An 11,780-nucleotide genomic window follows, 5' to 3' on the forward strand; every position below is an offset into this window, starting at 1 on the left:
AAAACCTTATAAAATATATAACTTTATAAGGTTTCCATGTATTTTTTATGGAGATGATAAGCATATCAAATCAGGTAAATAAAAGATTGTGTCACCCGCATTTTCCAGGGGCACATTTCATGCCGTTAAATTGTCCTGTAAGCGTACCATCAGTACTTCCTTCATGCATTTTATCCATTCTCTCTTTCATTATTTGTGGATGTGCTACAAAGTTGTAGCCTTTATAGAGTGTGATCCCACCATAGAGAATGACAAGCATGGCAGCCAGTTTCATCATTGTACCGCGCAGTGAACCTTTTTGTAAGATCTTTGTGAGAAAGCCCAAAAAGAAAAGTGCAGGGATAGTAGCCAGTCCGAAGGTTGCCATCACCAACGCACCTGCAAGAGGGTCAGCCGTACTTGCCGCAAAAATCGCAAAAGAGTAGACAAGCCCACAAGGGATGATACCATTGAGTAATCCTAAAAGATAAAAACTTAGATAAGATTTATTTGACATCAGTGCTCGAAAGCTGTTTTGATACCAGGCGTATTTGGAAACGGACCATTCCGCAGAGTTTAGAAATTTGAGATTTCCTATAAGTGAAAGACCTGCAAGTATCATCAGTATGCCGGTGATGACAAAGAGAACTCCTTTTGTGGTAGGCGTAAATGCGACTACTTGACCCACATAACCAAATGCACCACCCAAAATAGTATATGTTGTCACACGACCAAAGTTGTAAGCTAAGTGGGCAGACGTTTGTTGCAAATAACTTGTTTTCTGGTCAATTTTTGTAGAAGAGTATGCAACGACGATCCCTCCACACATACCTATACAATGACCAACACTTCCTAAAAAGGCTGTCGTTAAGATGATAATTAAATCGATATTGCCCATTTATCCAAAGCCTCTTTTTGTAAATAATATAAAACTATAGTATTATTTTGTTAAAATAGTGTTAATAATGCATAAGGGTAGGATTTTGTTTAAAATTTTAAAACGTAATATAATGAAAATGTTTAGGGAGTTACTGGTATACCATCATAGTTCTTTGGAATATAGAGCAAAAATTTTAACACTTATGATCTCAGCGAATGGTGATATGTGTGAATGTGAAAAACAAAAACTTAAAGAGATCGCACACAGCATTTATGGTGATGACCAAGAGAGAGCAGAGCTTCTCATTGACACAGTTAATGAATACCATACAAAGATTGTAACTGACAATGGACTGGATTTTGAGCATCTTATTCAGTTGGTTGAAAGAGAAACCAGAGAAGTGCCTCGTTTTACAGCAAAGATAGATATGGAGCTTCTTATGAAACTACATGAATGTATGGATCTTCCAGAAGATATACTTTTTCAACAGCGTATTATAGAGTTTTTACAGGGTCTTAAGGATGAATATGGAATGGTATAAATTCATCATTATAGGAAAAGTACAGGGTGTATTTTATAGAAAGTCTGTTTCTCAGGCTATGATGAAGAAACAATATAAAGGGTATATACAAAACCTTGATGATGGTACGGTAGAAGTGGTAGCGGAAGTGTTTGATGATGACTTCGATACTTTTATGAGCATATTAAAAGAAGGATCACTATTGAGCTCTGTAGAGGATATTCAATATGAAATCATCAATGATGCAGAATTTACAACCGATGGTTTTGAGATACGATATTAGGAGCATTAAATGAGCAGTGGTTGGGGATGTCAATTTATGGGCACAAAAGGTGATGATAAAGAGTGGTGTTTAAAACTACATCATCACTGTGAGCCAGGGTGCAAAGGATGCATCATCGCTGGAAAAGTAGAGTTCTCCACACCGAATGTAAGTGAAGAACAGGAGAGAAAAGTCAAGAACCGCAGTGACAATCCTCTCAGTGGGAAGTAACTACGCCATCTCTTTCCCAAATTTCGCTTTTAGTTTTGCCAACTTCGGTGGAATCACAGCCATACAATACCCTTGCATAGAATTTTGACGGTAGTAGTCCTGATGATAGTCTTCCGCAGTATAGTAACACTCTAAAGGTTCTATGGTCGTGACAATAGGATCTTTGTAGTCCTTTTGTGCTGCTTCCAATGCAGCTTCTGCAGCCTCTTTGGTTTCTTCATCTGTGTAGAGAATAGTTGATCTGTACTGTGTTCCTCTGTCTGCACCTTGTTGGTTGAGTGTAGTAGGGTTATGTACTACAAAGAAAATGTCCAATAGAGTGTCAGAAGTGATGAGAGTGTCATCGTATGTGATCTTGATCACTTCTACGTGTCCTGTATCTCCAGTACAAATATCTCTATAAGTAGGGTTAAGCGTATGCCCGTTTGCATAACCACTCTCTACATCACTTACACCTTTAAGTAATTCGAATACTGCTTCAGTACACCAGAAACATCCACCACCTAGTATGAGTTCCTTTTTTGCCATTTAATTATCCTTTGAACCTTTTAAATACACTTAGATACCTATCATGTTTATTTATCTTATATTTACTTTATTCGCTATAATACCTAAGAAAATAAAAACTAATCTAAAGATGGAGTGTTTCTTATGAATGTTAATGTTGTATGTCCACATTGTCTCAAAGTAAACCGCATACCTAAAAAAGACTCTTATGCTAAAGCGAACTGTGGCGAGTGTAAAAACTCTTTACTTGATAGTAAACCTGTTTCTGTTGATGCAGACAAGCTGGGTACTTTTATAGCTAATTCTGATATTCCTGTCGTTGTAGACTTTTGGGCACCTTGGTGTGGTCCTTGTCTACAGATGGCTCCTGCATTTGAAGAAGCTGCTTTAGCTATGACGCTTCAAGCACAGTTTGTAAAAGTCAATACAGATGAGCAGCAAGCTTTAGGTGCTCGGTACGGTATACAGAGTATACCAACACTTATCGTGTTTAAAAATGGAAAAGAAGTAGATAGACTCAGTGGTGCGTTAAGTGCTGGTAGATTACAAAGCTGGGTTAGGCAGTCTCTGTAGATGAGTAAAATATTATTATTGGAAGATGATGCCAATCTGAATGAAACGGTCACAGAATTTCTCGAAGAAAAAGGGTATGATGTGGTGAGTGTATATGATGGCTATGAAGCACAAGAAAAACTTTACGAGAGTAAGTATGATCTGCTTCTTTTAGATGTCAACACACCCGGTATCAATGGTTTTGATCTTTTAAAAGAGGCTAGAGAGAGTGATGTGGTAGCACCTGCTATTTTTATCACTTCCTTAGACTCGGTAGATGATTTAGAGAAAGGCTTTGACAGTGGCTGTGATGACTACATACGTAAACCTTTTGCACTTAAAGAATTGCATATACGTGTGGATACGCTCATTAAACGTGCTTTTTATCATGAATCTAAAGAGTTGATAGAGATTTCAAAAAACATCTCTTACGATATTAAGAACAATGAACTTATTGTCGATGGCGAAACTGTATCTTTGGGACACAAAGAGTCGATGCTTCTTAAACTCTTTATGAAAAATGAAGGTGAGGTGATTGTTCATGAACGTATCTATGAACATTTGTGGGAATTTGATGAAGAACCCAGTGATACAGCACTTCGTACTTACATTAAAAATCTTCGTAAAATCATAGGTAAGGAAAGAATTGTTAGTATCAAGAAACAAGGCTACAAATTCATTGCTGAGAAGTGAGAGAAAATCTCTTTTTAGATTTTTAACACTATATGTAGCTATGGTCATATTTTTGATCACACTGCTTTCATTGTTTTACTATCAGAGTCAGGAAAAACTGATGCTTTCTGATAAGCGTGCCATGATGACAAAATATGCTTACATACAAACCAAAAGACTTAAAGTATTACATCATTTTTTTGATGAAAGAACAGAGTACCCTCGTGACCCCCGTTTCAAATCAGCGATTTATGACTTAGAACATATGAAAATATTTTCTTTACTTGAAGATGAGAATGTGCATTTTGATGAGGAAGAAATATATATTACTAATCATCATATACATTTGGTGAAGATGCTAGATGAATATTATTTGGGGACAAAGTATCTTATTATTGAAGTTAAAGACAGTGGTACTTGGCGAGGGGAGATATGGAAGAACATTATAGGCCATGGTTTTTTGGCCTTTATTTTATTTATATTGTTTGGACTCTACCTTGCTAAATTATTTGTAAAGCCGATGCGTGATTCTATTGTATTGTTGGACAGGTTTATTAAAGATACTACCCATGAGCTTAACACACCGCTCTCTGCCATACTGGCAAACATAGAGATGATGGACACAGATGTCATGGTAGAGAAAAATAAGACAAAACTTGCACGTATTAATATTGCAGCTAAAACTGTTTCGCTCCTTTATAAAGATTTAACGTATCTTACTTTAGAACAGGAAACAGAGAATCATAATGAAGAAATAGAGCTCAAAGAACTTATCTATAATAGAACAGAGTACTTTTCCGTCTTGGCACAGTCAAAACATATAGAGTGTAATTTAGACTTGGAGAAGGCTAATATCACTATGGATAGACGTAAATTAACTCGAGTGATCGATAACCTTATTTCCAATGCAATTAAATATAACAAACGTAACGGTACAGTGGGTATAAAATTACGAGAAGGCATGTTGGTTATTTGGGATACGGGTATAGGTATGAATGAAGAGAAAATACCTTTTATGTTTGATCGCTATATGAGATTTAATAACAGTGAAGGTGGTTTTGGTATTGGTTTGAGTATCGTTAAGAAAATACTTGATGAATATCATATCTCTATAGAAGTAGAGTCTAAAGAAGGTGAAGGAACAAGAATGGTGTTAAGATGGTAAAGCCTATGATTATGTGTTTAGTATTGGTATCTGGGGTGTTTGCACAGGATGCGTATGAACGTCATTGTGTTGAGTGTCATAAAGATTTACCTACATCATTACAGCGTATGTTTATGCATTATCTTCTTGTTTATAGTGGTGAACAAAATGTAAAAGCGGGAATGAAACATTATTTAAAATACCCTTTACGAGAGATCTCTGTTATGTCTGATCTCTTTCTTGACAGTTATGGCATTAAAAAGAAGACTACGTTGAGTGATAGTGACATTGATGAAGCTTTAGATATATATTGGGATAAGTTTAAGGTTTTTAATAAGTTGAAGTAGTTACAATAACTCTGGATAAGGTTAAATTATAAAAAAGGAATTAGATGAAAAAGTTAGTTACAGCACTTACACTTGTAGCATTTGCTATGGTGAGTACACCTACAATCGCAACAGCAAGCGTAGCAAAAGGGCAAAAAATTTATAAAAAGAAGCTTCGAAAATACTGTGGATTTTCGGGTGTAAGGTTTGCAAGAACGCATACTCAGGATGAATGGGAAGAAATCTATGAAGATGGTGAATTTAAAGCAGAAACAAAGAAAATTTGTCCCAAGTTACCTCTAAAGAAAATTAAAAAGTCATGGTGGGATCATCTATATGAATTCACATATGAATATGGTACAGGTGGATCACACGTTCCTAAGTGTTAATACTAATGTAACTTCTTGAAGCAGTTGTTAACCTTCTGCTTCTTCTTTCACATACTTCACAATATTTTCACAATTACATGCTAATATACATTATCTAAAAATTAAAGGATTATAAACATGAATACTATGACTAAATTAGCAGTTTCTGCTTTACTTGGTATGACATTGTTTTCATCAACTGCATCAGCAGATGTGAAAAAAGGTCAAAAAATTTACCTCAAAAAGCTTAAAGCACCTTGTAATATTGGTGGTGCAACATTTGCTCAAAGACATACTCAAGATGAATGGGAAGCAATACATGAAGCTGGTAAGTTTGCTGATGAGGTAAAGAAAATTTGTCCTAAAGTAAAAAAGTTCAAACCTAAATACACTCCAGATGTATACGACTTTGTTTATGAGTATGCAAGTGATTCAGGTAATGTACCAGCTTGTTAAGTTCTAATTAATATAATATTAAGTTAAATAATTATATGATATTTGAACAAAACTAATCAGAGGAATTGATTATAAACTTGTTTTATAATCAGTAAAATTATAAACTAAAAGGAATTAAAATGAAAAAATTTGCAATCGCAATGTTACTTGCTGGATCTACATTACTTATGGCTGATGGTGCTGCAGCTTACGCTAAATGTGTTGGTTGTCATGGTGCAAACGGTGAAAAAGCTGCTCTAGGTAAATCTGCGATTATTACTGGTCAAGATGCTGCTAAAACAGTAGAACAACTTAATGGTTATAAAGCTGGTACACTTAATATTTATGGTATGGGTGGTCTTATGAAAGGTCAAGTAGCTTCTATGGATGATGCTGCTATCCAAGCTGTTGCAGATCACATTGCTGCAATGAAATAAGTTTTACTAAACTTTAAATTCAAAAGCCTTTTGGCTTTTGAATACTTCAACTCTTTTTTCTTCTTAAAATCTACATTTTTTATCTTAATACACTTTATTTAACTTAGGTATTTCTACAGCTATGTGTAGAATTATATTGTTATAGGGTTTTGGATGTGTTTGAAAGTATTAAAAAGTGAAGGTAAAACGTAGGTATTTGCTTGGTGAACTAAAAGTTCACCAAGCATTAAATAATATTAGCAAGCAGGTTCGTTACCTGTATCACTCGCATATTCATAACAAAATTCAAATAGATGCGGAGTCCATTTTTCCTTATATGTTTCTACCGTTGGACATACTTCTTTTACTTTTGCTTCAAATGTACCTGCTTTAAAAGCATCTTCCCACTCTTTTTGTTTAAATGTTGCAGCAAATGCACCACCGGTTTTATCACCACATTGACCTTTGATTTTTGTACCATAGATCTTTTGACCTTTATTGATGCTTCCTGCATCTACAGTTGTTGTTAACATTGCAAATCCAAAAAGTGCTGTTAGAGCTAGTTTAGTTACGTTTTTCATTTTATTCCTTTTATGTAAATAAGATTTTTTAGTATATCGAACTTATGATTATGATCATATATAATATAGATTAATTTAATAAATTTTTTTTAATGGCCAAAAAGGTTACATCAATATATTACATACTGCTTCCGCATTTTCCTGCTTCACACTTCATGGAAGATATTTCTTTCTTAGGTATCTGTTTAGTATTGTCTGATGAACATTTTGTACTTAACCTACCAGTCTCTTCTACCCGTACACAGGAGTATAGCTCTTTGGTTGTTATAGATTTAAGTACACATTCCCGTCTAGTGTCATCATCTGCAAGCTGATTTAAAATATTCATTTTCTTTTTTACCAGTACAGCAGAACCATCAACCATACTTGCACCACATTTACCTGGTCCACATTTCATACCACCTTCAGTGATTGATTCTCTTTGCTCTTTATCTGTACATCCTGAAAGAAGAAATGCACTGAAGATCAGTGTGATCGCTAAGTTTGATTTCATATTGACTCCTTAGTTTTTTTTAATTGATGCTTCTCATACATTTCGTAAAAAATAGGAATGAGAAATAGGCTTAATATAGCTGAACTTACTACACCGCCTATCATTGGAGCAGCAATACGTTGCATTACTTCACTTCCCACGCCTGTAGTGTACATAATAGGTAGAAGTCCTGCCAAGATAGCAAATACAGTCATAAGTTTAGGTCTTACTCTTTGAACGGCACCTTCATAAATGGCAGCGGAGAGGTGTTGTGTGTTAAAAGAATCCCCCATTTTTTTATGCATCTCATCGACACTCTCTTGCAGGTAAACTATCATGACTATAGCGGTTTCTGCGGCGATACCCAGCAGGGCCAAGAAACCAACAATCACAGCGATACTCATGTTAAAATGTAACATATCCAAGTATATAAGACCACCAAGCAGAGCAAAAGGAAGTGTGAAAAAGACAACAAGTGTAGGCACTATTTTCCCTAATGCAAAATAAATAAGTAACAAAATCACTAACAGTACCGTGGGAACTATCCATTTTATTTTTTCCATTGCAGATTCAAGGTACTCTGATTGTCCCGCCCACTCCAAGTAGTATCCTGGTGGAAGTTGTATATTTTCTAATGCTTTGACGGCTTGAGATTTGTATTTGACTGCACTCATCCCTGTTTGCGGTGTAATATAGATAAATGTTACAGGCGTAGCCATCTCACTTTTTATGACAGATGCACTCTCTCTGTATGCTACTTTAGCAAAGGTAGAGAGTGGTACAAAGCCAAGAGGTGTTTTAACTTGTATATTGCGTATGTCATCAAGATTACGACGCTCTTCTTCTTCAAAACGCAATGCGATAGGATAACGCTCTAAGCCTTTATACATTGTGGTGATCTTTTTACCTCCGATCGCTACAGAAGTATACTCCTGTAAGAGTTCCTTAGTGATGTTATAACGCTGCAATGCCTCAGTATCTATGTTGATATCTATGAAAAAACCTGCACTTGCCTGATCAGAGAAAACAGACTGTGTACCTCTAAGTTCACGAAGTTTCGACTCTATCTTCATAGCTACAGATTGTAGTCCTTGCGCATCTTTTCCATAAAGTTTGATACCCAGTGGAGTTCTTATCCCTGAAAGCAGCATATCAATACGACCGCGTATAGGATAGGTCCAAGAATTTACGAGACCTGGTACCTGCAGGGCTTCTTCCAGTTCTTCCATAAGTTTTTCATGTGTCATGCCTACACGCCACTGTGATTTTGGTTTAAATGTAATGATGGTTTCGATCATACCAAGAGGTGCAGGGTCTGTAGGTGAATTTGCACGGCCACCTTTACCAAATACCGTGTCTACTTCAGGAAAACTTTTAATAATCTTATCGGTTTTTTGTGTCAGTGCTTTACTTTGATCTACTGAAATACCATAAGGGGTTACAGGCATATACATGACTGTTTGTTCATTGAGCATAGGCATAAATTCCCAGTTTAGTTTTTGGTAAAGAGGAAGAGCAAATGCAAGTCCACCGATAGCAAGCCCAATGATAAGGTATTTGAGTTTTAATCCATAGACCAGGAGTGGATGATATAACCAAATGAAAAAACGGTTAAGTGGATTTTTTGACTCGGGGATGATCTTCCCTTTTACAAAGTAAATCATCAAGACAGGTACGAGTGTAATTGAGAGAATCGCCCCTGCGGTCATCGCAAAGGTTTTGGTAAAAGCAAGAGGGTTAAAGAGCAGTCCTTCTTGACCAGAGAGTGCAAAGATGGGTAAAAAAGAGACAACAACAAGTGCCAAAGCAAAGAAGATCGGTCGCCCAACGAGCTGAGAAGATTTAACAATGGTTTTAACGCGTTCATCATGATGAAGTTGTCTGCTTTTCTCCTCTTCTTGTTTATGTATTGCTTTGTGGGCATTTTCTATCATCACAATGGAAGCATCCACCATAGCACCAATCGCAATGGCGATACCTCCCAGACTCATAATGTTGGATCCTATACCAAAAAGTTTCATCATAAGAAAGGGCAGGGCTATGGTCAAAGGGAGTACGATAAGCATGATAAGCGTAGAACGAAAGTGCATTAAAAACAAACCGATAATGATGATGACGATAATACTCTCTTCAAGTAGTGTTGTTTGTAGGGTCTCTATTGCTGATTCAATGAGTCCTGAACGGTCATAGGTAGTAATAACGTCTACACCTTCTATCTTGAGTTCTTCCATTTTAGACTTGATACGTTTTATGGCAGTATAAACATCTTCACCATAACGTACCATGACAATACCACCGACGACTTCTCCTTCTCCATTAAGATCCGCGATCCCACGTCTGGCAGCAGGTACCATCTCCACACGGCCTAACTGAGAGAGCGTAAGCGGCACACCATCTTTGGTAGTGACTACAAGTTGTCGTATCTCATCTAAGTCTTTAATATATCCTTTTGCCTGTACCATCCACTCATAACCGTTTTGTATGACGATACGTCCACCAGTATCATTGTTGTTTTCTTTAAGTGTTTTAGAGATATCTTTGATAGAAAGATCATACTGAACGAGTGCATCATTGTTTACTGTGATCTGGTAGGTGGGTACAAAACCACCTATGCTGGCAACTTCACTTACACCGTCCACACCCATAAGTGCATACTTGTAATAGTAGTCTTGCAGTGTTCGCAATTCGTCAAGGGTTTTGGTTTGAGATGTGAGGGCATACTCATATGCCCAGCCTACACCGGAAGCATCAGGACCAAGTGTAACCTCCATTGTATCTGGGATCTGACTTTGGATGGATGCCAGTTGCTCAAGTACACGGCTTCTGGCCCAGTAGAGGTCAGTACCTTCTTTAAATATAATGTATATCAGAGCATTTTCATAGGTTGAAAACCCACGTACTGTTTCGATATCGGAGATAGCGAGAAATTGTGAGACTAATGGATAGGTTCCTTGATCTTCTATAATTTCAGGACTTTGTCCTTTCCACGTTACTTGGACGATTACCTGTGGAGGTGAAAGATCAGGAAGGGCATCTAAAGGTGTGTTTTTCATCGCCCAAATGGAACCTACAATAAGGAAAATGGTGGTCATAAGAACGAGAAAGCGATTTTTAACCGAAAGTGCTATGAGTCGTTCTATCATTAATACACTCCGTTAATTTGTGCATCTGAATCCATCATGAAGAGAGCATTATTTACCAGGTTATCACCTTCTTTAAGACCTTTTAAGACTTCATAATATTCAGTATCTAAAGGTTTGATTTGGATGACGATTGGTTCATACTCTCCTTTAAATTCTGTCGCAAGAAACGCATACCATATTCCATTCTTACGTATGGCTGCAGTACGTGGTATGACAAGACGACTTTTTGCATCGGCTGAGGCATTCACTTTTGCATACATGCCTGGCTTTAATAGACCTTCATTATTATCCAGTGTCAGTCTTAATGTAGCAGTAGCTTCTTTAGGATCCAGACTAGGATAGAACAGGGATTTTTTTGCCGTATATGTTTTATGGATGCCTTTTGCTTTGACTGTAAAATGCTTGAGTGTAGAAAGTTTTTCTATCTCATCTTGATAAAGTTTTACTTCCATCCATACTTTCTCTAGATTGACTATTTGAAAGAGCTTTTTTTGTGTGTCAAAAGAGGCACCCTGATTAATATTTTTTTCAAATATCCATCCAGATTGTGGTGCATAGATAGTAGTGAATTCATCGACATTACGCTCAGTCTTTATACGTGTTATCTCTTCGTCACTTACCCCTAGAAGACGCAATTTGGTTTGTGCACTCTGAAGCATCTGAGGAGAGGCACGTTTTTCATTGAAATCTAAAGAGTGCAGGTAATCTTGTTTAGCTTTGTAGACTTCAGGAGAATAAACACGTGCTAAAGGATCACCTTTGACTACTTTTTTGTAGAGTGTATCGGCAAAAAGTTTTGTTACATAACCTGAAAACCAGGCATGAATATCAATCTTTCTTGAGTCTTCTGGAACGATATATCCATAGTTTATTTGTTTTTTGGCTGTAGACATTGTTTTTACTTTTATGGTCTTTACATTAAAAAGCTGTTCCACAGTTGGAGTATGTGCTTTTTGAATTTCAGCCTGTATAAATACGGGCAGCAGTAAAAGTATAAGTGTTGTCTTTATAGTATTAAAGGGCATTACAGTTCTCCTATGAGAGATTTAAGTCTGGCTTGTGTACGAAAGTATTCAGCTTTTATAGTGGCACGCTGCTCTTCAAGTGCAAGTTTTTGTTCTAAGAGATTTGTATAGGTAAAGAGGTCACCCCCACTTTGAATGTTAGACTGACTCAGTTCAAACATATGCTCAAGTTGTGGCAGGCTTTCATTTTGAATTATGTTATAGATCTCATATGCTTCAGAGTGTTTTGCATGCATAATGTCTATTTTACTCTCTAATGAAGCTCTG

16 protein-coding genes and 1 pseudogene are annotated in these 11,780 nt (G+C 36.6%); 10 read left to right on the top strand and 7 right to left on the bottom strand.

Going from position 1 to position 11,780, the window contains the following annotated elements:
* Window positions 1-91 precede the first annotated feature (91 nt).
* Window positions 92-877 (bottom strand): sulfite exporter TauE/SafE family protein, encoded by a 786-nt coding sequence (locus ABZC96_RS04490; protein WP_373029379.1) that lies wholly within the window; start codon window positions 875-877, stop codon window positions 92-94.
* A gap of 85 nt (window positions 878-962) precedes the next feature.
* Here ABZC96_RS04490 and ABZC96_RS04495 point away from each other — a divergent pair, with 85 nt between their 5' ends.
* Genes ABZC96_RS04495 through ABZC96_RS04505 form a run of 3 tightly spaced genes read left to right on the top strand, consistent with a single transcriptional unit; the run spans window position 963 to window position 1,872 of the window.
* Window positions 963-1,400 carry a hypothetical protein gene (locus ABZC96_RS04495; protein ID WP_373029381.1) on the top strand — a complete coding sequence of 146 codons (438 nt, stop codon included), beginning with the start codon at window positions 963-965 and terminating at the stop codon, window positions 1,398-1,400.
* A complete protein-coding gene (locus tag ABZC96_RS04500) occupies window positions 1,387-1,662 on the top strand; it encodes an acylphosphatase (protein ID WP_373029383.1) in 276 nt (91 codons plus the stop codon). Before ABZC96_RS04495 ends, ABZC96_RS04500 begins: the two co-directional genes overlap by 14 nt.
* Before the next feature lie 9 nt (window positions 1,663-1,671).
* Entirely contained in the window at window positions 1,672-1,872 is a 201-nt protein-coding gene (locus tag ABZC96_RS04505; protein WP_373029385.1) for a hypothetical protein, read from the top strand.
* On the opposite strand, the gene msrA is transcribed toward ABZC96_RS04505, so the two are convergent.
* Entirely contained in the window at window positions 1,873-2,400 is a 528-nt protein-coding gene (msrA, locus tag ABZC96_RS04510) for a peptide-methionine (S)-S-oxide reductase MsrA (protein ID WP_373029387.1), read from the bottom strand. It abuts the gene before it with no gap.
* A 123-nt stretch (window positions 2,401-2,523) separates the two neighbouring features.
* Here msrA and trxC point away from each other — a divergent pair, with 123 nt between their 5' ends.
* The 7 genes from trxC (at window position 2,524) to ABZC96_RS04545 (ending at window position 6,313) form a co-directional block, all read left to right on the top strand.
* Window positions 2,524-2,952, top strand: coding sequence for a thioredoxin TrxC (gene trxC / locus ABZC96_RS04515; RefSeq protein ID WP_373029388.1), 429 nt, complete (start codon window positions 2,524-2,526; stop codon window positions 2,950-2,952).
* Complete coding sequence (locus ABZC96_RS04520; RefSeq protein ID WP_373029389.1) at window positions 2,953-3,624, top strand: response regulator transcription factor; 672 nt, start codon at window positions 2,953-2,955, stop codon at window positions 3,622-3,624.
* Window positions 3,578-4,768 carry a sensor histidine kinase gene (locus ABZC96_RS04525; protein ID WP_373029390.1) on the top strand — a complete coding sequence of 397 codons (1,191 nt, stop codon included), beginning with the start codon at window positions 3,578-3,580 and terminating at the stop codon, window positions 4,766-4,768. The genes ABZC96_RS04520 and ABZC96_RS04525 overlap by 47 nt, the downstream gene beginning before the upstream one ends.
* Window positions 4,762-5,094: a hypothetical protein gene (locus tag ABZC96_RS04530; protein ID WP_373029392.1), complete on the top strand. Its 333-nt coding sequence runs from the start codon at window positions 4,762-4,764 to the stop codon at window positions 5,092-5,094. The genes ABZC96_RS04525 and ABZC96_RS04530 overlap by 7 nt, the downstream gene beginning before the upstream one ends.
* A gap of 44 nt (window positions 5,095-5,138) precedes the next feature.
* On the top strand, window positions 5,139-5,462 hold the full coding sequence (locus ABZC96_RS04535; protein ID WP_373029394.1) for a hypothetical protein: 324 nt from the start codon (window positions 5,139-5,141) through the stop codon (window positions 5,460-5,462).
* Between the two features lie 117 nt (window positions 5,463-5,579).
* A complete protein-coding gene (locus ABZC96_RS04540) occupies window positions 5,580-5,897 on the top strand; it encodes a cytochrome C (protein ID WP_373029395.1) in 318 nt (105 codons plus the stop codon).
* Window positions 5,898-6,016: 119 nt separating this feature from the next.
* The gene (locus ABZC96_RS04545; protein WP_373029397.1) at window positions 6,017-6,313 is read left to right on the top strand and encodes a cytochrome c; all 297 of its coding nucleotides are present in this window, start codon (window positions 6,017-6,019) and stop codon (window positions 6,311-6,313) included.
* A gap of 236 nt (window positions 6,314-6,549) precedes the next feature.
* Here the strand turns inward: ABZC96_RS04545 and ABZC96_RS04550 are convergent, their stop codons facing one another.
* From ABZC96_RS04550 to ABZC96_RS04570, 5 genes and pseudogenes are all read right to left on the bottom strand, one after another.
* Window positions 6,550-6,873, bottom strand: a complete 324-nt coding sequence (locus ABZC96_RS04550) for a cytochrome C (RefSeq protein ID WP_373029399.1) — start codon at window positions 6,871-6,873, stop codon at window positions 6,550-6,552.
* A 118-nt stretch (window positions 6,874-6,991) separates the two neighbouring features.
* Complete coding sequence (locus tag ABZC96_RS04555; RefSeq protein ID WP_373029401.1) at window positions 6,992-7,366, bottom strand: hypothetical protein; 375 nt, start codon at window positions 7,364-7,366, stop codon at window positions 6,992-6,994.
* Window positions 7,363-10,488: an efflux RND transporter permease subunit gene (locus tag ABZC96_RS04560; RefSeq protein ID WP_373029403.1), complete on the bottom strand. Its 3,126-nt coding sequence runs from the start codon at window positions 10,486-10,488 to the stop codon at window positions 7,363-7,365. Before ABZC96_RS04560 ends, ABZC96_RS04555 begins: the two co-directional genes overlap by 4 nt.
* Window positions 10,488-11,513, bottom strand: coding sequence for an efflux RND transporter periplasmic adaptor subunit (locus ABZC96_RS04565; RefSeq protein WP_373029404.1), 1,026 nt, complete (start codon window positions 11,511-11,513; stop codon window positions 10,488-10,490). The genes ABZC96_RS04560 and ABZC96_RS04565 overlap by 1 nt, the downstream gene beginning before the upstream one ends.
* Window positions 11,513-11,780: pseudogene (locus tag ABZC96_RS04570) on the bottom strand (hypothetical protein); the annotation flags it as partial. The gene ABZC96_RS04565 and the pseudogene ABZC96_RS04570, both read right to left, overlap by 1 nt.

The sequence above is a fragment of the Sulfurovum sp. genome, assembly GCF_041551015.1.
Taxonomy (GTDB): Bacteria; Campylobacterota; Campylobacteria; order Campylobacterales; family Sulfurovaceae; genus Sulfurovum.

Coding starts and splice junctions, on each gene's coding strand:
- ABZC96_RS04490 (WP_373029379.1), bottom strand. CDS start 877: ATGGGCAATATCGATTTAATTATCATCTTAACGACAGCCTTTTTAGGA.
- ABZC96_RS04500 (WP_373029383.1), top strand. CDS start 1,387: ATGGAATGGTATAAATTCATCATTATAGGAAAAGTACAGGGTGTATTT.
- ABZC96_RS04530 (WP_373029392.1), top strand. CDS start 4,762: ATGGTAAAGCCTATGATTATGTGTTTAGTATTGGTATCTGGGGTGTTT.
- ABZC96_RS04505 (WP_373029385.1), top strand. CDS start 1,672: ATGAGCAGTGGTTGGGGATGTCAATTTATGGGCACAAAAGGTGATGAT.
- ABZC96_RS04540 (WP_373029395.1), top strand. CDS start 5,580: ATGAATACTATGACTAAATTAGCAGTTTCTGCTTTACTTGGTATGACA.
- msrA (WP_373029387.1), bottom strand. CDS start 2,400: ATGGCAAAAAAGGAACTCATACTAGGTGGTGGATGTTTCTGGTGTACT.
- ABZC96_RS04520 (WP_373029389.1), top strand. CDS start 2,953: ATGAGTAAAATATTATTATTGGAAGATGATGCCAATCTGAATGAAACG.
- ABZC96_RS04555 (WP_373029401.1), bottom strand. CDS start 7,366: ATGAAATCAAACTTAGCGATCACACTGATCTTCAGTGCATTTCTTCTT.
- ABZC96_RS04550 (WP_373029399.1), bottom strand. CDS start 6,873: ATGAAAAACGTAACTAAACTAGCTCTAACAGCACTTTTTGGATTTGCA.
- ABZC96_RS04560 (WP_373029403.1), bottom strand. CDS start 10,488: ATGATAGAACGACTCATAGCACTTTCGGTTAAAAATCGCTTTCTCGTT.
- ABZC96_RS04565 (WP_373029404.1), bottom strand. CDS start 11,513: ATGCCCTTTAATACTATAAAGACAACACTTATACTTTTACTGCTGCCC.
- trxC (WP_373029388.1), top strand. CDS start 2,524: ATGAATGTTAATGTTGTATGTCCACATTGTCTCAAAGTAAACCGCATA.
- ABZC96_RS04545 (WP_373029397.1), top strand. CDS start 6,017: ATGAAAAAATTTGCAATCGCAATGTTACTTGCTGGATCTACATTACTT.
- ABZC96_RS04535 (WP_373029394.1), top strand. CDS start 5,139: ATGAAAAAGTTAGTTACAGCACTTACACTTGTAGCATTTGCTATGGTG.